We start from the raw sequence: 18,498 nt of genomic DNA, 5'->3' as shown, positions 1-18,498 counted from the left end.
CCGCGCCCTTTGACCAAGTTCATCTCATGAAAACAGATATCCTCGTTCTCGGTGCTGGCATTGTCGGCGTCAGTGCGGCCATTCATTTGCAGGATCGCGGCCGCTCCGTCGTGCTGGCCGATCGCGGCGAGCCGGGCGGCGGCACCAGCTTCGGCAATGCCGGGCTGATCGAGCGCTCCTCCATCGTTCCCTACTCGTTTCCGCGGCAACTCGGTGCCATCGCGAAATATGCGCTGAACAGCTCATCCGATGTTCGCTACGACCCCGCCTACCTGCCGCGCATCGCCAAATGGCTGGCGCGCTACTGGTGGCATTCGTCACCGACCAATCTGGAAAAGGCAACACGCGCGCTGCTGCCGTTGATCGAGGCCAGCGTTACCGAGCACGACAAGCTGATTGGCCGCGCCGGCGCCTCCGACCTTATCCGCGAACGTGGCTGGGTGTCATTCTACAAGGACCCGCGCCGTTTCGAGGCCGCCCGTGCCGAGGCCGAAAGCCTATCAGCCCATGGTCTGGCAATCCGCATTCTCGACACCAGAGAATTTCTGGCGCTGGAACCCGCCTTTGCTGCAAGCGGCAACAGCATCTCCGGCGGCGTCCACTGGCTCGACCCGAAGACCGTGACCGATCCGCAGGCGCTAACGGCAGCCTATGCGGAGCTCTTCACGACTACCGGCGGCAAGATCGTCCGGGCCGATGCCTCCGCTCTGCGCGAGGAGAAGAACGGTTGGTCGATCCCGACAGCTGAAGACGAGACTATCGAGGCCGGCGAGGTCGTCGTCGCCCTCGGTCCGCAATCCGGGCTGATCTTCCGCAAGCTCGGCTATCCGCTGCCGCTAGCGGTCAAGCGCGGCTACCATCGGCACTATGCGCAAAGCGAGGGCCAGCCGCTTGGCCATTCCGTCGTTGACGAGGAAGCCGGCTACGTGCTGGCGCCGATGGCCAATGGCATCCGTTTGACGACAGGCATCGAGTTCGCCGCGCCCGATGCGCCCCCGAATACCATCCAGCTCCGTCGCGACGAGAAACATGCCCGCGCGCTGTTTCCGCTCGGCGAGCCGGTGGAGGCGACGCCCTGGCTGGGGCTGCGGCCCTGTCTGCCTGACATGCGCCCGGTGATCGGCCCGGCTCCGCGCCATCGCGGTCTGTGGTTCAATTTCGGCCACGCCCATCACGGCCTGACGCTCGGCCCGGCAAGCGGACGGCTATTGGCGGAGCAGATGGCCGGGAACGACACCTTCGCCGATCCCAAGCCCTTCCATCCGCATCGCTTCCTGTAGTTCGCGGGCCTGCCATTCTATTTCGGTCGTCGCCGCACTACCTTTAGCCCCGTGGACCAGATCGATTCCGAAGCCCTCGTTGCCCTGCCCGCGCCTTTCGCCCGCTGGTTCGCGGATAAGGGATGGCGGCCGCGTGCCCATCAGCTGGAACTGCTCGCCCGTGCCGAGGCTGGTGACAGCACGCTGCTGATCGCGCCAACCGGCGCCGGCAAGACGCTCGCCGGCTTCCTGCCGTCGCTGACCGACTTGACCCGTCGCGGCAAGATCCCGCCGGGCTCCGCCTTCACCGGCATCCACACACTCTACATCTCGCCGCTGAAGGCGCTTGCCGTCGACATCGAGCGCAACCTGATGAAGCCGGTGGAGGAAATGGGCCTCCCGGTGACGGTCGAAAACCGCACCGGCGACACGCCTGTTGCCAAGCGCCAACGGCAGAAGCTCAATCCGCCCGATATCCTGCTGACGACACCGGAGCAGGTGGCGCTGCTGCTTGCCAACCGCGAGGCGGAACGCTTCTTCAAGGATCTCAAATACATCGTCTTCGACGAGCTGCACTCGCTCGTTACCTCGAAGCGTGGCCATATGCTTTCGCTCGGTCTTGCCCGCCTGCGCCGGCTGGCGCCAGCCCTGCAGACGATCGGCCTTTCGGCAACCGTCTCCGACCCGATGGACCTGCAGAAGTGGCTGGTCGCGCAGCGGGAAGGCGAGGATCACCATGCCGGCCTGGTCACCGTCGAGGGCGGCGCCAAGCCTGATATCTCGATCCTCTCGACCGAGGAGCGTATCCCCTGGTCCGGCCATTCTGCGAAGTATGCGATCCCCGACGTCTACAAACAGCTGCTCGAGCACCAAACGACGCTGCTCTTCGTCAACACCCGATCACAGGCCGAGATGCTGTTCCAGGAACTCTGGACCGTCAACGAGGAGAACCTGCCGATCGCGCTGCATCACGGCTCGCTCGATGTCGGGCAGCGGCGCAAGGTGGAGGCGGCCATGGCGGCAAACCGGTTGCGGGCCGTCGTCGCCACCTCGACGCTCGACCTCGGCATCGACTGGGGTGACGTTGATCTCGTCGTCCATGTCGGTGCGCCGAAGGGCGCCTCGCGGCTTGCCCAGCGCATCGGTCGCGCCAACCACCGTATGGACGAGCCGTCGAAGGCGATCCTTGTGCCGGCCAATCGCTTCGAGGTGATGGAGTGCCAGGCAGCGCTCGACGCGAACTATATCGGCGCGCAGGACACGCCACCGGTCGGCAAGGGTGCGCTCGATGCGCTGGCGCAGCATGTGCTCGGCATGGCATGCGCCGAGCCCTTCGACATGCTGGAGCTTTACGACGAAATCACCAGCGCCTCGCCCTATGCGGATATCTGCTGGGAAACCTTCGAGCGCGTCGTCGATTTCGTCGCGACGGGCGGCTATGCGCTGCGCACCTATGAGCGCTATGCCCGCATCCGCAGGACCCAGGACGGGCGTTGGCGCGTTTCCAATCCGCAGGTCGCGCAGCAATACCGGCTGAATTCAGGCACTATTGTCGAGAGCCCGATGCTGAGCCTGAAGATGGTGAAGCGCGGAGAAGGCGGTCGGATCGGTCGCGGCGGCGCCACGCTCGGCAAGATGGAGGAGTATTTCTTCGAGCAGTTGTCGCCCGGCGATACCTTCATCTTCTCCGGCAAGGTGCTGCGCTTCGAAGGCATTCGCGAGAACGAGGCGCTGGCCAGCCAAGCCTATTCCAACGATCCGAAGATCCCCTCCTATGCCGGCGGCAAGTTCCCGCTCTCCACCTATCTGGCGGATCAGGTGCGTTCGATGATCGCCGACCCCGATCGCTGGCACCATCTGCCGGACCAGGTGCGCGACTGGCTGGCGATCCAGCAGGAAAAGTCGATGCTGCCGAAACGCGACGAACTGCTGATCGAGACCTTCCCGCGCGGCAGCCGCTGCTACATGGTCATCTATCCCTTCGAGGGGCGGCTGGCGCACCAGACGCTCGGCATGCTGCTGACCCGCCGCCTTGAGCGGGCCGGCGCCAAGCCGCTCGGCTTCGTCGCGACGGATTATTCGCTCGGCATCTGGGGCTTCGAGGACATGGGGCTCATGATCCAGAACGACCGGCTCAGCCTCGCCTATCTCTTCGACGAGGACATGCTGGGCGACGACCTCGAAAGCTGGCTCGACGAATCTTTCCTTTTGAAGCGAACCTTCCGCAATTGCGCCGTGATTGCAGGCTTGATCGAGCGCCGTCACCCGGGCAAGGAAAAGACCGGGCGACAGGTCACGGTCTCGGCCGATCTGATCTACGATGTGCTGAGAACCCACGAGCCGGATCACATCCTCCTGCAGGCGACGCGGCAGGATGCGGCAACCGGCCTTTTGGATATTTCACGGCTTGGCGATATGCTCAGGCGAATCAAAGGCCACATCACGCATCGCGCGCTCGACCACATCTCGCCTCTGGCGGTTCCCGTCATGCTCGAGATCGGCAAGGAACCAGTGCATGGCGAGGCGCACGACGCGGTGCTGGCGGAAGCCGCCGAGGACCTGATCGCCGAGGCGCTGGCCTAGGAAACAACGGATGGTGTCGCGCCGACTTGAAGCTGCGCTACAATGATCAAGGACTGACCGATCGATGAACCGCCTGGCGCTTGCACGTGAACTGAACGGAGTGGCTGCGCTGCCAGGCGTAGAGACGTCCGTGCATGGCGTTGCCGCCGTCTGCGACCCGCTCGGCGCGCTCTACATGCCCGACGCCGGCATTCTCGTCGTGTCCGATCTGCATTTGGAAAAGGGTGCGGCCTTCGCCCGTCGCGGCATGATGCTGCCGCCCTACGATACGCTCGCAACGCTGACAGTGCTTTCCGCCGTCATCACCCGCTACGATCCGAAGCTGGTGATCTCGCTTGGCGATAATTTCCACGACCGAGTCGGCTCGGCGCATCTGCCCGAGGCATTCCGCAGCCTGATTGCGGAAATGGCCCGCGGCCGCGAATGGCTCTGGATCAACGGCAACCATGATCCTGACGGCACCGTCGATCTGCCGGGCGCTTCCGTCGATGAATTGCATTACGGCGGCCTGACCTTCCGGCATGAACCGAAAGGCGGCCTGCAGAAGGGCGAGATCGCCGGGCACCTGCATCCGGCCGCGACCGTTCGTCGTCGGGAAAAATCCGTCCGCCGACCGTGCTTTGCTACCGACGGCGCCCGCCTGCTGATGCCGGCCTTCGGCGTCATGACCGGTTGCCTAGACCTTCGCCACAAGGCGATGAAAGGTCTCTTCGACCACAGTTCGCTGATCGCCCATCTGCTCGGGCGCGACCGGATCTATTCCGTCCGGTTCGGAAACCTCGTCGGCTGAGGCCTGCCGTTACACCTCAGAGCGCGATGTAGCGGTCTGCCCGGTGGTTGATGGTGACGAAGAGATTCAGAACCACCGCGCCGAGAACCGAATAGAACACGACAGGCGGCGTGGTGACGAAGAAGGCGGCGGCAAGGACGCAGAGATCGATCGCCATCTGCACCAGACCGGCGCGGATGCCGAAGCGCTCCTGCATGTAGATGCCGAGGATGCCGACGCCACCGAGGCTGGCGCGGTGGCGGTAGAGCGCCAGCAGTCCAAAACCCAGCAAGACGCCACCGAGAAGGGCTGCCCATGCCGGGTGAATGGCGGAAATATCCATGACCTTCGGCTGCAGGCTCGTCATCAGTGACGTCAGGCCGATGGCAATGAAGGTCTTCACGGTGAAGGCCATACCGAGGCGCTTCCACGATAGATAGAAGAACGGCAGGTTCAGGAGAAAGAACGCGAGCCCGAAATTCATCCCGAAAGCATAGTGGAGCAGGAAGGCGATGCCGGCGGTGCTTCCGGTCAGAAGCCCGGCGCTGGCCAGCATGTAAAGCCCGAGCGCAGCAATCAGGCTGCCCGAGAAAATCCCCTGCACATCCTCGACAGGGGTGTGGCGGGTGGCGCTGGTGTTCCAGAAACCGAGGGTATTGATGAGCTGTGCCATGTCGTTGATCCCAAACGGCAGACGAGTTCAAGAACGCCCAAGGAAACCCCGAGCGAAGCGGAATGTAGATGAAGAATGGTGTTCCGCTGAGGCTCTTGCGACAGTCCTACGCGGTCAATTGCCCAGGATTATCAGGGGATTTCGCCGGGCAATCAAGCGAAATACGTAAGCAATACTGACCTATTATCACTTCGCAATAATCGTTCTGTCATGCCGCTTTGCGCGTAAGGAACAGAATGCCGGAAATGACATTCGCGCCATCTTTGCGAATGGGCGTTTTCTTCACCGTCATGACGTCGAGGCCATGCCGGTCGCATAGGGCCCGCACGTAGGCTTCCGAATGCGCATAACGCAGCGACGGCGCGAGGTGGAACCCTTCCTCGCCACCCGCATCCTCGACGGAAAAAGCGAAGTCGGCACCCGGGCCCATGAGCGCCGCGACCGCCTCGAAGACACTTTCAAGATTGCCGAGATACATCAGCACATCGGCTGCGGTGACCAGATCGGCGCGATGCGGCGCGCCATCCGCGAACAGGCCAGTCGCCTCCGGTGACAGCGAGAGATCGGCCTGCGCGAGATGATCATAGACATGCTTCTCGGCGGCCTTGGCGAGCATGTTTTGTGACAAATCGAAGCCCTCAAGGCGCGCAACATGATCGCGGATTTCCGGCCCGAGAAGGCCTGTGCCGCAGCCGAGATCGACGGCCAGCGCATAGTGACATCCTGTCGTCGCAACGAGGGCGGCGAGCTTTGCGGGCACGCTGTAGTCCAGCTTCTCGACCAGCGCGGTTTCGAAGCGATCCGCATAGTCGTCGAACAGGCGCTCCACATAGCTGCTCGGCGGCTGGTCGGGCGTCTCGACATCACCAAGCAGCGCAAGCTTGAGTTCCGCGCCGAAGATATCGTCCGGGCTTGCTGCGAGCGTCTGCCTGTAGGCCTCGATCGCGCCCACCGTGTTGCCAGCCTTCTCGCGGTAACCTGCCAGCCGATACCATCCGGCCGCCCAGCCCGGCACCAGCTCCAGCGCCTGCTCCATCAGTTCGGCGGCCGCATCCTGCTCGCCGCTTTCGTCGAGCATCTTCGCATAGTCTGCGCGACGGTCGGCGATGACGTCGCCTGAAGTGAGCTGGTGCGGCTGCATGGTGAAAACCTGTTGGGATCGGCCCGCATTTGGCTGCGGCCACAAAAAAACTCAAGTCCTATTTCAGAGGCGGAGGCGCCAGACCTGAAAAAGGCTTGCGAGCAACGATTCGCGACCGTATTTCAGGGATGAACAGGAGATGATGCATGTCCGATCAAGTGAACAAGTTTCTCGGCGACTCGCTCGGCCGCACGTTGGTCAAGCTTTTGGTGGTGTCGTTGATCGTCGGCTTCATCATGGCCGTCTTCGGATTGGCACCACTCGATTTCGTCTATGGTATCCGCAATTTCATTCTGGAAGTCTGGCATCGCGGTTTCTCCGCACTCGGCCGCGTCGGCGACTATCTGCTGCTCGGCGCGACCATCGTGATCCCGATTTTCGTCGTCATCCGTCTCTTCAGCTATCGCCGGTAACATGACCTCTTTCATTCTCTCACGGCGCGGCCTGCTGCGCGTCTCCGGGCTTGCGCTTGTCGCAGGCGTTGCAAGCTGCGCGACCGCGCCGGAAAAACCCTCGACGCCTTCCGATGGCGAGGACCAGACAGGCGCTGCGCTGCCGCTCGTCAACCAGTTGCGTGCCAAGAACGGCCTGCCGCCGCTTTCGGTTGATCCGGCAGCGACGGCTGCAGCCCTGTTCCAGGCCAAGCGCATGGCATCGGCAGGCAAGATGAAGCACGTGATGGGCATCGCCGATGGCTTCGGGCCCCGCGTCAAGGCGAGTGGCGTCCGGCTGCCTGCGGCCGAGAATATCGCCGCCGGTCAACAGTCGGTCCCGGCCGTTGTAACCGCGTGGATCAACTCCCCGCACCATCTCGAAAACATGCTCGGCAGGTATAACGGCATCGGCGTTGCCGTCGCTCACAATCCCGCTTCCAGAAACGTGCCTTACTGGGCAATGGTACTGTCGACCTGAGGCGATTCTGCCTCATCTGAATAGAGGCAGGCATGGACACCGGCAGTCGCGAAAACGGTTTGGCATTCGACGTAACGCACCGGCTGGTGCTATCGATCGCCATTCCAATGACGCTCGGCTTCATCACCACGCCGCTGCTCGGTCTTGTCGGCACGGGCGTCGTCGGGCACATGGGGCAGCCGGACGCGCTGGCGGGGCTGGCGATCGGCGCCATGCTGTTCGATCTGATCCTCGGCAGCTTCAATTTCCTGCGCGCTTCCACCACCGGACTGACGGCCCAAGCGTTCGGACGGCGTGACCGACATGCCCAGCAAGGGGTTTTCTGGCGAGCGCTGATTTCGGCACTCGGCTGCGGCGTCGCGCTGCTCTGTCTTTCGCCGCTGCTTCTCGCGGCGGGGCTGAAGCTGATGGGACCGGAGAACGCCGTGGCCGCGGCCACCAGCACCTATTTCTCCATCCGCATTCTCGCCGGGCCAGCAGCGCTTGCCAACTATGCCATCCTCGGCTTCGTCCTCGGTCGTGGCCAGGGGAGCGTCGGCCTGCTGCTGCAAACGATCATCAACGGCACCAACATCGTGCTGGCAATCCTGCTCGGCCTCTGGCTCGACTGGGGCGTGGCAGGCGTTGCCTGGGGCACGATGGTCGGCGAAACGGCGGGCGCGGTCGTCGGCCTGCTGATCGTCATCAGCGGTTTCAACCGTGCCGAGCGGCCGACGCGCGCGGAGATCTTCTCACGGCATCGGCTGGCGGAACTCTTCGCATTGAACCGCGACATCCTGATCCGCACATTCGTATTGCTGGCCGCCTTTACCATCATGACGCGGATCGGCACGGGCTTCGGCGCGGTGACGCTGGCGGCCAACGCCGTGCTGATGAACTTCTTCCTGCTCTCAGGATATTATCTCGACGGCCTTGCCAACGCCGCCGAGCAGATCACCGGACGGGCGATCGGTGCGCGCTACCGCCCTGCCTTCGACCGCGGCCTGAAGCTGACAGCATTCTGGTCCTTCGGGCTTGCCGGCCTCATTTCCGTGTTCTTCCTGCTGGCAGGTCCTTGGCTGATTTCCGTTCTGACCACATCGCTGGAGGTGCAGCAGGCAGCCGAAACCTACCTGCCATGGGCCGCCGTCACCGGGCTGACAGGCGCGCTGGCCTTCCTGATGGACGGCGTGTTCATCGGCGCGACATGGTCGACCGACATGCGCAACCGGATGCTGATGTCGTTTGCCGGCTATCTCATCGCGCTGGCCGTCTTCGTGCCGCTATACGGCAATCATGGCCTATGGCTGGCGATGAACGGCTTCCTGCTGTTCCGTGGCGTCTTCCTGGCGACGCTCGTGCGTCCGCGGGCGGATCAGACGTTCCGTTCCGCCCAGTAGTCCGTCTTCGTGTCCCTGAGGTCGCGGATCGATCTGACCTGCTCCCGATCGAGCAGCTTCGAGAGGCCGCGAACGACCGTGCCCGGCAAGCCCGGCCCTTCATAGACCATGCAGGAATAGAGCTGCACGAGATCGGCACCGGCCTTGATTTTTTCGAGCGCCGTTTCGGCGGACGATACACCGCCGACGCCGATGAGCGGCATGGCAGTGCCAACGCGCTTGCGCATCCGGGCAAGAACAGCGGTCGATTTGTCGAAGAGCGGCTTGCCGGAAAGCCCACCGGCCTCCTTTGCCTGGCGCTGATCGCTCAGGCCTTCGCGAGAAAGCGTGGTATTCGAGACGATCAGGCCATCGAGGGCGTGCGATAGCGCCTCGGCAGCGATGTCGTCCATGCCCTCTTCCGTCAGGTCGGGTGCGATCTTCAGGAAGACCGGGATCTTTCTGCCTGCCTTCTCGGCTTCGGCGTCGCGGGCGGCAAGCACGGCCGACAAAAGGGCCGCCAGGCTTTCGCGCGCCTGCAGGTCGCGCAGGCCCGGCGTGTTCGGAGACGAGATGTTGGCGGTGAAGTAGCGCGCGACGGAATAGAACCGGCGGATGCCGAGGACATAATCGCCGATGCGGTCTTCACTGTCCTTGTTGGCGCCGATGTTGACGCCGATCATGCCGTTGCCGGTGACGGTCGCGAGACGCGCAAAGGCGGCGTCGTGGCCTTCGTTGTTGAAGCCGAGGCGGTTGATGACGCCCTCATCCTCGACCAGACGGAAGATGCGGGGACGCGGATTGCCGGGCTGGGCCTTCGGCGTCACGGTGCCGATCTCGGTAAAGCCGAAGCCGATCTTCAGTAGCGCCTCGGGAACCTCGGCGTTCTTGTCGTAACCAGCTGCCATGCCGATCGGATTGATGAAATCGAGACCGGCAACGGTCTGCCGCAGGCGCGGATCCGGCGCGATCCGGCAGGCCGGCACCGCACCCGCCTTCAATGCCGCGATCGACATGCCGTGCGCGGTTTCGGGGTCGAAGAGGAAGAGACCCTTGCGGGCGGCGTGCTTGAAAAGATCGATCATGGTGCAAGGTCCGGAAAAATATGCTGGCCGGCGACATCGAGGGGAAGCGGCGCCTCCCACAGCACGGCCGAGAAAGGCAGGTCCGCATAGAGATGCGGGAAGAGCGCGCCGTCGCGCGAAGGCTCGAAAACGAGCTCGTCGCCGAACTTGCCGCTATCGACGGCAACCAGCATCAGTCCGGTCTGGCCGGCGAAGTAAAGCGCCGCCGTCTGCTTGACCTGCGTGGCCGTCGAGAAGTGGATATAGCCATCCGTGAGGTCGATCGCTGCCCCGCGAAACACCCCGGCGGCCTTCGCCTCCCGCCAGAGCGTTTCCGTCACGATCTTGTAAAGCGTGGGTGTCAGGGTCATGATGGCCTCAGAATGGCTGGTCTTTCCCGGGCTTTGCCGCAAAGCGACGGCGATGTCCACGCCTCGCCGCGAAAAATGCGGCAGCCACCGAGATTTCCGGAGGAAACCATGAAGAATATCGCAATCGGCCTTTTCGTCCTTCTCCTGCCACTCGGCGCTTATGCGGCCGAGACGGACACGTCGCGTTTCCAGCTTGAGCGCAGCGGCGACCATTTCGTGCGCCTCGACAAGCAGACCGGCGCCATGTCGCTCTGCGAGGAGAAGGACGGCACGCTCGTCTGCCGCATGGCCGCCGATGAGCGCGCCGCCTACGAGCAGGAACTCGACCGGCTTTCGGGCCGCGTCACGGCGCTGGAGAACAAGAGCATCGTCAACAAGGCGCTGCCTTCGGACGCGGAAATCGACCGCTCGATCGGCATCATGGAGCGCTGGATGCGCAGCTTCATGGGGATAGTCAAGGAATTCCAAAGCGAAGACGAACGCAATGCCCTTCCGCAAAAGACGTGATTTGATATAGTCTCTTCAGAATTGAGGCATGGAGCGTGTGGGGAGTACGCGCCATGCGGGGCAATCGAGCTCTTGGGAGGGAGTGATCGATGCAGGAACAGACAATCATCATCGCCGACGATCACCCGCTGTTTCGGGATGCGCTTCGCCAGGCGGTGATCGGCATGGAAGGCCATCCTGATATCGTCGAAGCCGGCGATTTCGCGGCTGCTCGCATGGCGGCCGTCAAGCATCCCGACGCCGACCTGATGCTGCTCGACCTTTCGATGCCCGGCGTCAGCGGCTTTTCCGGTCTGATGGCGCTGCGCTCCGAGTTCAACGGCTTGCCGATCGTCATCATTTCCGCAACCGACGACGCGACGACGATCCGCCGCGCTCTGGAGCTCGGCGCGTCCGGGTTCATCTCGAAATCGTCAGGGATCGAGGACATCCGCCACGGCATCCAGACGGTCCTTGCCGGCGATATCGCCACGCCCGAAAGCTACCGTGACGGACAGGAACAGGACCCTGACGTCGCCGACCTGATCCACCGGCTGCATACGCTGACACCGCAGCAGAGCCGCGTACTGACCATGCTGGCCGAAGGTCTGCTGAACAAGCAGATCGCCTATGAGCTCGGTGTTTCCGAGGCGACGATCAAGGCACATGTCTCGGCTATTCTGCTCAAGCTCAATGTCGACAGCCGCACGCAGGCCGTGATCCAACTCGGCAAGATCAACATGGCGCTCGTCGCATGAGAGGAAGAGGATTTTATTCCTCTCATCTCTTTACTCCCGTAACGCTTGCCGCTAATATTTCAATCCGATTGAAATACTTCCGCATGCAGCCGCACGGATTGAAACATGCTGTCACACGAGCAGATCTGGGGAGCGATCGACAGGCTTGCCGAACGGCATGACCTGACGCCGTCAGGGCTTGCCCGACGTGCCGGCCTCGACCCGACCTCGTTCAACAAATCCAAGCGACTGTCAGCCGACGGGCGTCTTCGCTGGCCGTCGACGGAATCGATTGCCAAGGTGCTGGATGCCACAGGTGCCAGCATGGAGCAGTTTCTGACCTTCATGCGGCCGACCAACGGCTTTTCCTCCCTTCCCGAAGGCGCGTTTCCGCCGCAAGGCAGCTCCATCCCCCTTCTCGGCTTTGCGCAGGCGGGTGCAGGCGGCTTTTTCGACGACGGTGGCTTTCCGGCGGGACAGGGCTGGGATGTTGTCGAGTTTCCGGCCGCGCCGTCGCAGAAGGCTGGCGTCTATGCGCTGGAAGTCCAGGGCGAAAGCATGATGCCGCTTTATCGCGACGGTGACGTGCTGATCGTCGAGCCAGGCGCCCAGGTTCGCCGCAACGACCGCGTCGTCGTCAAGACGCGCGAGGGCGAGGTGATGGCGAAGGTACTGCTGCGCCAGAGCCCGCGTTCCATCGAGCTGATGTCGCTGAATCCCGAGCATCCGAACCGGACGATCGAGCTTTCCGACGTAGACTGGATTGCCCGTATCATCTGGGCCAGCCAATAGGAAAATCTTCCATGCGCCCTGCGACAATACTCACGGCTGTTGCGGGGATCGGAATTGTGGTCGCACTGATTGCTTTCGGCGGCCAGCGCCTGCGGACCGATGCGCAGCAAACGGCGGCAGCCGACGAAACCACTTCACCCGAGCGGGCGGAAACAGCCGCGGCCCCTTCCCCAACCACCGATCCTGCCGCCAGCATGAACGCGCGGCCCATCGACGACGCAAGCCAGTTCTACCCGGCCAGCGTCGATGGAAGACCGCTGGAGCGCGTGGCTGCGGTAATCCCGGAAACGCCGAGAGTGAAAGCGGATAACGGCGTCGATCTACCGCGCCCCGTTGCCGAGAGCGCCGGCATTCTTGGCTTTGGCGACCGGCGTCTGCAGCTTGCCGGGATAGAAGCGACACCTTTCGACAAGGTCTGCAGCGGATCCGACGGAGAAGAGTGGCCTTGCGGCATGCTGGCGAAGACCAACTTCCGACTGTTTCTGCGATTGCGCACGGTGCACTGCGATCTCGACGACGCGACGTGGAGCGGAACGACCACGGCATCCTGCAAGATCGGCACGCAGGACATTTCGCGATGGCTGGTGGAAAACGGCTGGGCCGCACCGTCGGAGGGGTCTTCCTTGGCGGACATCGGAAAGAGCGCGAAGGACGAGAGGAAGGGCATCCATGGCGACGATCCGCGCAAGGGAGATCCGGTGACACCAGCGACCGAACCACTGCCGCAAGCGCTACCCGATCCCTTGTAATGCCGCCGGCCACTCCCTAAACTCTGTGTCCAACAGAGAGGACCTTTCCCGCATGAACAAGCCGCTTTCGCCCCACGACGCACTGATCTACGTGATGGTGATGGCCTCCGCCGTCGACAGCACGATGAACGATCGCGAAATGGAAAGAATCGGCCAGTTGATCGGCTTTCTGCCGGTCTTCAGGGGCTTCGACGACGACAAGCTGATTTCGGTCGCCCGCGACTGCGCGGCTCTTCTCGCTGGACCCGAAGGTCTCGACATCGTGCTCGAAACCGTCAAGGACACACTGCCGATCCGCCTCTACGACACCGCCTATGCGCTTGCCGTGGAAGTCGCTTCCGCAGATCTTTCGGTAAAGGCGGAGGAACTGCGCCTGCTCAGCCTGCTTCGCGATCGCTTCGGGTTGGACAAGCTCACCTGCGCTGCAATCGAACGCAGTGCGATCGCACGCTTCCGCAAGGGCTGATCAGTCACATTCCCTCAATAGAGACCGTAAGGGAAATAACGCAGGTAGATTTCCTGGAGACGGCCGCTCCGCGACAGCGCGGCCAGCGCATGGTCGAAGGCCGCTCTCAAGACGTCGTCCTTCTGTCGCAGCATGATCGTCATGCCCTCGCCGAGAAACCGTTCCGAGGTGTATGGCCCATCGAAGAGCGTGCAGCAATTGCCGGATGCCTGTGACGCCACCCAGAAGGAAAGCTGCAGGGAATCAGCGAAGGCTGCGTCGACCTTGCCGTCCTTCAATGCGGTCAGCAGCGTCTCCTTGCTGTCGAACGCCACGGCCTTCACTTTCGGGAAATAGGCGGCCAGCATCGCTTCGTGAACGGTCGCCTTCACAACGCCGACCGGTCGGTCCGCAAGGGCAGCGGCGCTGTCACCCTGAAGCGGCGCCTTCAGATTGCGTGCAAAGCGGGCCGGCAGCATCAGATAGGGACGCGAAAAGGCAAACTGGCTGCGCAGTTGCTCGCTGACCGCAACACCGGCGATGACCGCGTCGCCTTGCGAGGCGGCGAGCGCCTCCTTCAGGTCCGCGAAAGGCAGCGCCTGGATCTGGCATTTGTCGGCGATCTCCAGTTCGGCGCAGATCTCACGGGCGAGATCGACATTGAAGCCGGAGAGCTTGCCGTTCTGATCCATGAAATTGAACGGCGGAAAATCGACCGAGGTCAGAAACCGAAGGCGCACCAGCGCCGACAAGTCGGGCTTGGCCAATCGCTCCCTGGAATCGAAGAGGAGCGGCAGGGATGGCGCCGGCTGCTGCGCAAGCAGCATTTTAGGGGCGAGAAATGCAACCAATGACAGCCATAAGCAGAAAAACCCCTTAAGATTGAGAGATGCCGGTTTTATTCGCACCATTATGATCCGCCTCGGGGATGAATATGCACTGCCACAACTAACGACGGTGTATCAGAGTCATGCGTATCGGGGAATATGCGCTGGGTGGGCTGGAAGCCGACCAGGCAGCGCCGCATAACATCGCTATATCGTCTCGCGACCGGCCCGCTCCGCAAAGGGCGGCGTTCGATTCGTTCGAAGTCGAAATCGATGCGCTGCTCAGGCTCGGTATCGGGAAGCCGGTCATTGCACGCGCAGCGATCGCCGCTCGCAACAACGGTACAACGATAGAACGCGAACTGCTCGCAAGCGGCACGCTTGACCCCGACAGCTATTATGCCGGACTGGCGCGCGTGCTGCGGCTCTCGTTTCTTCCCACCATCGACGCTTCGCTGATTGCCGACAGCAAGACGCTGGATACGCAGCTGATCGATGCACGCATGGTCAGGCTAAACCATGTCAGCGGGGCCGTTTTGGCGATCGTGCCTGAGATCTCGAAACTCGACGAGATCGCTGCATTCATGCGCGACCGCCCGACGCTCTCGGAGCGAACCGTCATCACGACACCCGCGGCGCTGCGGCAGGCCGTCTGGCGTTGCGGCGCCGAGCGCCGCGTCAAGGATAGTGCCCGGCACCTGTTCGACACGCGAGCTGGTTTCAGCGCGCGGATCGTTCTTTCAGGCAAGCAGGGTTTTCTGGCAGGGCTCGGCCTCTGTGCCGCAGCCGCGGCCTTTGCATCCGGGGTGGCGACCGGGCTCATCGTGCACTTGACCGTCTCGATGATCTATATGGGAGCAATTCTGCTGCGTGCGCTCGCGCTCGGCCATACCCGCAAATCGGCAGCCATGCCGCAAACGACCGACCGTTTGCCCGTCTACACGGTGCTCGTTGCCCTCTACAAGGAGGCCGAGGTCGCGGGCCAGCTTGTGGCCGCTCTCAAGCGGCTGAACTGGCCGGCCTCAAAGCTCGACATCAAGCTCATCTGCGAGGCTGATGATCACCTGACCATTGCCGCCCTGCGCGCTGAGGAGCTGGGACCGCAGTTCGAGCTTGTCGAAGTGCCGGCCATGCAGCCGCGCACCAAGCCCAAGGCGCTCAACTATGCACTAACTGCCGTGCGCGGCGAATTCCTCGTCATCTACGATGCGGAAGATCGACCGCATCCGGATCAGTTGCGCGCCGCGCACGCCGAGTTCGCGGCAAGCCCCGCCGACGTCGTCTGCCTGCAGGCGCCGCTTGTGACCACCAACGGAAGCGCATCCTGGATCGCAGCCTCCTTCGCGCTCGAGTATGCCGCGCTGTTTCGGATGCTGCTGCCGATGCTGGCGAGCTACCGCCTGCCGATGCCGCTCGGCGGCACGTCGAACCACCTGCGCGTCGCGGAACTGAAAGCAGCAGGCGGATGGGATCCCCACAACGTCACCGAGGACGCCGACCTCGGCATGCGGCTTTACCGGCTTGGCTACCGCTGCGGGGTGATCGACTGCCCCACCTATGAAGACGCGCCGACGACCGCGAAGGTCTGGCTGAACCAGCGGACCCGCTGGTTCAAGGGCTGGCTGCAGACCTGGCTGGTGATGATGCGTTCGCCGCTCGTGCTCCTAAAGGAGATGGGACCTCGGGCCTTCGCGGTTTTCCAGCTGCTGATCGGCGGGATGCTGGTTTCCTCTCTCGCCCATCCCTGGCTCATCGTCCTTTTGATGACGACCGCGACCTATGTGTTGCTCGGTTTTCCGCCGCCCGGCAGCACCGAGCAGGTCCTTTTCATGCTCGACATCGCGAACACGACAATGAGCTACGGCCTGTTCTACCTGCTCGGCCGGCGGGCGATGCTGCGGGATGAACGGCAACAGATCGGCCAGCGCTGGCTGGCGGTTCCCGTCTACTGGCTGATGATTTCGCTTGCCGCCTGGCGCGCGGCTCTCGAGCTCCCGTTCAAGCCGTTCTTCTGGAGCAAGACGCCCCACCTGCCGACCGATACAAAAGGAAAGTTGCATCCCGCGCGGTTCCATTCCGTCAGAAGCGTAAACGCTGAAAAATTTCGTTGAACATCGCTCGGCCGTTAGGTCCCCATTAAGCAATATCGCCTCTATTCGAGACCGACGACGCCGGCTCTTTTTCTGACCGCAACGCATGATGCGCATGTCGAGCCACTCCAGGCATTTCCCGCCAATTCAGATCGCCCTTCTCGTTCTCCCAAAATGCCAGTCCAGCGCAACACTGGACCTCAAGTGGATCTCCATGCTGAAACATCTCAAAATCCGCACCAAGATCATATCGGTCGTCGCGCTTCTTGGCGTGATCTCGATCGGCGGCCTCATCTACACTGTCAGCGAATTCCGTGGCGCCGATGCCGCTTACAGCGCGTTCATCGACCATGAAGCGCTCGCGGCGATGCAGGCCTCCCGCGCCAGCGCCTCAGCCAACGCCGCCGTGCTGCAGGCAACCTTCGTTGCCAACCTGACGCCCGAGACGCCGGAATTCAACGCCGCCCTCGCAGCACCGAACAGGTTCACCCAGGCTCGCGAGCGCCTGCAGCAGTCGGCCCAGCTCGTCCCGAGTCGCAAGCCCGCCACCGACGAGCTTATCGCAAGCATCGACGAGATGGAGACGCTGGCCGCCAAGTCCACCCAGCTTGCGCAGGCGAAGGACAAGGCCGGCGCGCTCGCCGTCGTCGCTGACCTGAACGCCAAGCTCAACCTCGCTACACCGAAGCTGATCGCCAACAACGATGCGCTGATGTCCCTTCTCAACGATGGCGGCGACGAACTCTCGGCCGAAGTCAACGCACGCATCGACCTCTGTTTCGCGCTGATCGGCCTCGCCGTTCTCGGCGCGATCGGACTGAGCGTGTGGATCGCACAGGCTGGCATCTCCGCACCGATGGCGAAGCTGCGCGAACGCATGACGCGCCTTGCCCAGGGCGAGACGGCAAGCCCGATCGACGGACTGGACCGCCGCGACGAGATCGGCAAGATGGCGGAAGCTGTCGCCGTATTCCGTGACAACGCGATCGAGCGCGGACGTCTCGAAAACGAGGCGGAGCGGAACCGCAATCTCAGCGACAGCGAACGTCGTGAACGCGATGCGCAAAAGGCCACCGAAGCCGCCGATCTGTCGCGTGCCGTCGGCGCGCTTGGCGATGGTCTCCGTCGTCTGGCCGCAGGCGATCTCGCCTCGCAGATCAACACGCCCTTCGTCGGAGATCTCGACGCGCTGCGCCAGGATTTCAACAATTCAGTCTACAGGCTGAACGAAACCATGCAGACCGTTGGCACCAATGCCCGGGCGATCATGGCCGGCTCCAGCGAAATCCGCGCTGCCGCCGATGAGCTCGCCAAGCGTACCGAACAGCAGGCTGCTTCCGTCGAAGAAACGGCCGCCGCGCTGGAAGAAATCACAACGACGGTCAAGGACGCCGCCAAGCGCGCCGAGGAAGCTCGCTCGCTGGTCGCAAGGACGCGGAACGGCGCCGAGAAATCCGGCAACGTCGTGCGCAAGGCAGTCGATGCGATGCAGCAGATCGAGCAATCCTCGGTCGAGATCGGCAACATCATCGGTGTCATCGACGACATCGCCTTCCAGACGAACCTGCTGGCGCTCAACGCCGGCGTCGAGGCCGCGCGTGCCGGCGAGGCGGGCAAGGGTTTTGCGGTTGTCGCACAGGAAGTTCGCGAACTGGCGCAGCGCTCGGCCAATGCCGCCAAGGAGATCAAGTCGCTGATCACGACCTCAGGCGACCACGTCCAGTCCGGCGTTTCGCTCGTCGGCGAAACCGGCAAGGCACTGGACGAGATCGTCCATGAGGTGCAGGAGATCAACCAGCACGTCAACGCGATCGCGGAAGCCGCACGCGAACAATCGACCGGCCTTCAGGAAATCAACACCGCCGTCAACACCATGGACCAGGGCACGCAGCAGAATGCCGCCATGGTCGAGGAAAGCACGGCTGCCAGCCATAGGCTCGCGACCGAAGCAGCAACGCTCGGCAATCTGCTCGACCAGTTCAAGCTGACGGGTACGGGTGGCATGGCTACAAACTTCGTACCGACGGGCGCGCGCTCCGCGCCTGCTCAGGCAGCCACCGCTCCGCGTCCGGCAAGCCAGCCCGTCGTCACCCGCAAGGCGCCGGTCCGGGTCGCGACACCTGGCGTTTCGCGACCGTCCTCGTCGCCTGCGCGCGCGCTTGGCCAGAAGCTCGCGAGTGCCTTCGGCAGCGCCGAGCCAAGCAAGGATGCGGACTGGACCGAGTTCTGACCGCATCGTGGA

General features: G+C 63.0%; 18 protein-coding genes. 13 read left to right on the top strand and 5 right to left on the bottom strand.

The annotated features are described in order from the left end of the window. Positions 1-26 precede the first annotated feature (26 nt). The 3 genes from ASE04_RS12165 to pdeM all read left to right on the top strand — a co-directional run bounded on the left by ASE04_RS12165 (position 27) and on the right by pdeM (position 4,632). On the top strand, positions 27-1,280 hold the full coding sequence (locus tag ASE04_RS12165; protein ID WP_056817328.1) for an NAD(P)/FAD-dependent oxidoreductase: 1,254 nt from the start codon (positions 27-29) through the stop codon (positions 1,278-1,280). Positions 1,281-1,331: 51 nt separating this feature from the next. Continuing rightward, a complete protein-coding gene (locus ASE04_RS12160; protein WP_056817320.1) occupies positions 1,332-3,842 on the top strand; it encodes a ligase-associated DNA damage response DEXH box helicase in 2,511 nt (836 codons plus the stop codon). A 64-nt stretch (positions 3,843-3,906) separates the two neighbouring features. Next, positions 3,907-4,632, top strand: a complete 726-nt coding sequence (gene pdeM, locus ASE04_RS12155) for a ligase-associated DNA damage response endonuclease PdeM (protein ID WP_056817311.1) — start codon at positions 3,907-3,909, stop codon at positions 4,630-4,632. A 16-nt stretch (positions 4,633-4,648) separates the two neighbouring features. Here the strand turns inward: pdeM and ASE04_RS12150 are convergent, their stop codons facing one another. Further along, positions 4,649-5,284: a YitT family protein gene (locus ASE04_RS12150; RefSeq protein ID WP_056817299.1), complete on the bottom strand. Its 636-nt coding sequence runs from the start codon at positions 5,282-5,284 to the stop codon at positions 4,649-4,651. Positions 5,285-5,492: 208 nt separating this feature from the next. Then, the gene (locus tag ASE04_RS12145; protein WP_056817690.1) at positions 5,493-6,425 is read right to left on the bottom strand and encodes a methyltransferase; all 933 of its coding nucleotides are present in this window, start codon (positions 6,423-6,425) and stop codon (positions 5,493-5,495) included. Positions 6,426-6,571: 146 nt separating this feature from the next. Here ASE04_RS12145 and ASE04_RS12140 point away from each other — a divergent pair, with 146 nt between their 5' ends. From ASE04_RS12140 to ASE04_RS12130, 3 genes are read left to right on the top strand one after another with little or no spacing between them, the layout of a single operon-like run. Then, positions 6,572-6,838, top strand: a complete 267-nt coding sequence (locus ASE04_RS12140; RefSeq protein ID WP_056817288.1) for a DUF6460 domain-containing protein — start codon at positions 6,572-6,574, stop codon at positions 6,836-6,838. Between the two features lies 1 nt (position 6,839). After that, on the top strand, positions 6,840-7,337 hold the full coding sequence (locus tag ASE04_RS12135) for a CAP domain-containing protein (protein ID WP_056817276.1): 498 nt from the start codon (positions 6,840-6,842) through the stop codon (positions 7,335-7,337). Between the two features lie 32 nt (positions 7,338-7,369). After that, complete coding sequence (locus ASE04_RS12130) at positions 7,370-8,716, top strand: MATE family efflux transporter (protein ID WP_056817267.1); 1,347 nt, start codon at positions 7,370-7,372, stop codon at positions 8,714-8,716. Here the strand turns inward: ASE04_RS12130 and ASE04_RS12125 are convergent. Continuing rightward, positions 8,692-9,780 carry a quinone-dependent dihydroorotate dehydrogenase gene (locus ASE04_RS12125; RefSeq protein ID WP_056817259.1) on the bottom strand — a complete coding sequence of 363 codons (1,089 nt, stop codon included), beginning with the start codon at positions 9,778-9,780 and terminating at the stop codon, positions 8,692-8,694. The genes ASE04_RS12130 and ASE04_RS12125 overlap by 25 nt on opposite strands. Then, on the bottom strand, positions 9,777-10,190 hold the full coding sequence (locus ASE04_RS12120; protein ID WP_056817254.1) for a DUF952 domain-containing protein: 414 nt from the start codon (positions 10,188-10,190) through the stop codon (positions 9,777-9,779). Before ASE04_RS12120 ends, ASE04_RS12125 begins: the two co-directional genes overlap by 4 nt. 48 nt (positions 10,191-10,238) lie before the next feature. On the opposite strand from ASE04_RS12120, the gene ASE04_RS12115 reads away from it, so the two are divergent. The 5 genes from ASE04_RS12115 to ASE04_RS12095 all read left to right on the top strand — a co-directional run bounded on the left by ASE04_RS12115 (position 10,239) and on the right by ASE04_RS12095 (position 13,360). Next, positions 10,239-10,637: a hypothetical protein gene (locus ASE04_RS12115; protein WP_056817246.1), complete on the top strand. Its 399-nt coding sequence runs from the start codon at positions 10,239-10,241 to the stop codon at positions 10,635-10,637. An 89-nt stretch (positions 10,638-10,726) separates the two neighbouring features. Next, positions 10,727-11,374: a response regulator gene (locus ASE04_RS12110; protein WP_056817242.1), complete on the top strand. Its 648-nt coding sequence runs from the start codon at positions 10,727-10,729 to the stop codon at positions 11,372-11,374. Between the two features lie 105 nt (positions 11,375-11,479). After that, positions 11,480-12,145 carry a S24 family peptidase gene (locus tag ASE04_RS12105; protein ID WP_056817232.1) on the top strand — a complete coding sequence of 222 codons (666 nt, stop codon included), beginning with the start codon at positions 11,480-11,482 and terminating at the stop codon, positions 12,143-12,145. Positions 12,146-12,156: 11 nt separating this feature from the next. Beyond that, positions 12,157-12,894, top strand: a complete 738-nt coding sequence (locus ASE04_RS12100) for a thermonuclease family protein (protein ID WP_056817227.1) — start codon at positions 12,157-12,159, stop codon at positions 12,892-12,894. Positions 12,895-12,946: 52 nt separating this feature from the next. Continuing rightward, positions 12,947-13,360, top strand: coding sequence for a tellurite resistance TerB family protein (locus tag ASE04_RS12095; RefSeq protein WP_056817224.1), 414 nt, complete (start codon positions 12,947-12,949; stop codon positions 13,358-13,360). Positions 13,361-13,374: 14 nt separating this feature from the next. On the opposite strand, the gene ASE04_RS12090 is transcribed toward ASE04_RS12095, so the two are convergent. Then, entirely contained in the window at positions 13,375-14,250 is an 876-nt protein-coding gene (locus ASE04_RS12090; RefSeq protein ID WP_056817220.1) for a transporter substrate-binding domain-containing protein, read from the bottom strand. 59 nt (positions 14,251-14,309) lie between these two features. On the opposite strand from ASE04_RS12090, the gene ASE04_RS12085 reads away from it, so the two are divergent. Both ASE04_RS12085 and ASE04_RS12080 read left to right on the top strand, forming a co-directional pair. Continuing rightward, positions 14,310-16,277 (top strand): glycosyltransferase family 2 protein, encoded by a 1,968-nt coding sequence (locus ASE04_RS12085; RefSeq protein ID WP_056817217.1) that lies wholly within the window; start codon positions 14,310-14,312, stop codon positions 16,275-16,277. Positions 16,278-16,470: 193 nt separating this feature from the next. Then, positions 16,471-18,486 (top strand): methyl-accepting chemotaxis protein, encoded by a 2,016-nt coding sequence (locus tag ASE04_RS12080; protein ID WP_056817686.1) that lies wholly within the window; start codon positions 16,471-16,473, stop codon positions 18,484-18,486. Positions 18,487-18,498: the final 12 nt, after the last annotated feature.

This window comes from Rhizobium sp. Root708 (assembly GCF_001429725.1).
Lineage (GTDB): Bacteria > Pseudomonadota > Alphaproteobacteria > Rhizobiales > Rhizobiaceae > Rhizobium.
The sequence above is the reverse complement of the archived record's forward strand: the minus strand, read 5'-3'. Positions and strand labels throughout refer to the sequence as shown.

Excerpts from the sequence above, each read along its gene's own strand:
- ASE04_RS12165 (WP_056817328.1), top strand. The coding sequence starts at position 27 with ATGAAAACAGATATCCTCGTTCTCGGTGCTGGCATTGTCGGCGTCAGT.
- pdeM (WP_056817311.1), top strand. The coding sequence starts at position 3,907 with ATGAACCGCCTGGCGCTTGCACGTGAACTGAACGGAGTGGCTGCGCTG.
- ASE04_RS12150 (WP_056817299.1), bottom strand. The coding sequence starts at position 5,284 with ATGGCACAGCTCATCAATACCCTCGGTTTCTGGAACACCAGCGCCACC.
- ASE04_RS12145 (WP_056817690.1), bottom strand. The coding sequence starts at position 6,425 with ATGCAGCCGCACCAGCTCACTTCAGGCGACGTCATCGCCGACCGTCGC.
- ASE04_RS12140 (WP_056817288.1), top strand. The coding sequence starts at position 6,572 with ATGTCCGATCAAGTGAACAAGTTTCTCGGCGACTCGCTCGGCCGCACG.
- ASE04_RS12135 (WP_056817276.1), top strand. The coding sequence starts at position 6,840 with ATGACCTCTTTCATTCTCTCACGGCGCGGCCTGCTGCGCGTCTCCGGG.
- ASE04_RS12130 (WP_056817267.1), top strand. The coding sequence starts at position 7,370 with ATGGACACCGGCAGTCGCGAAAACGGTTTGGCATTCGACGTAACGCAC.
- ASE04_RS12125 (WP_056817259.1), bottom strand. The coding sequence starts at position 9,780 with ATGATCGATCTTTTCAAGCACGCCGCCCGCAAGGGTCTCTTCCTCTTC.
- ASE04_RS12115 (WP_056817246.1), top strand. The coding sequence starts at position 10,239 with ATGAAGAATATCGCAATCGGCCTTTTCGTCCTTCTCCTGCCACTCGGC.
- ASE04_RS12110 (WP_056817242.1), top strand. The coding sequence starts at position 10,727 with ATGCAGGAACAGACAATCATCATCGCCGACGATCACCCGCTGTTTCGG.
- ASE04_RS12105 (WP_056817232.1), top strand. The coding sequence starts at position 11,480 with ATGCTGTCACACGAGCAGATCTGGGGAGCGATCGACAGGCTTGCCGAA.
- ASE04_RS12100 (WP_056817227.1), top strand. The coding sequence starts at position 12,157 with ATGCGCCCTGCGACAATACTCACGGCTGTTGCGGGGATCGGAATTGTG.
- ASE04_RS12095 (WP_056817224.1), top strand. The coding sequence starts at position 12,947 with ATGAACAAGCCGCTTTCGCCCCACGACGCACTGATCTACGTGATGGTG.
- ASE04_RS12090 (WP_056817220.1), bottom strand. The coding sequence starts at position 14,250 with ATGGTGCGAATAAAACCGGCATCTCTCAATCTTAAGGGGTTTTTCTGC.
- ASE04_RS12085 (WP_056817217.1), top strand. The coding sequence starts at position 14,310 with ATGCGTATCGGGGAATATGCGCTGGGTGGGCTGGAAGCCGACCAGGCA.
- ASE04_RS12080 (WP_056817686.1), top strand. The coding sequence starts at position 16,471 with ATGCTGAAACATCTCAAAATCCGCACCAAGATCATATCGGTCGTCGCG.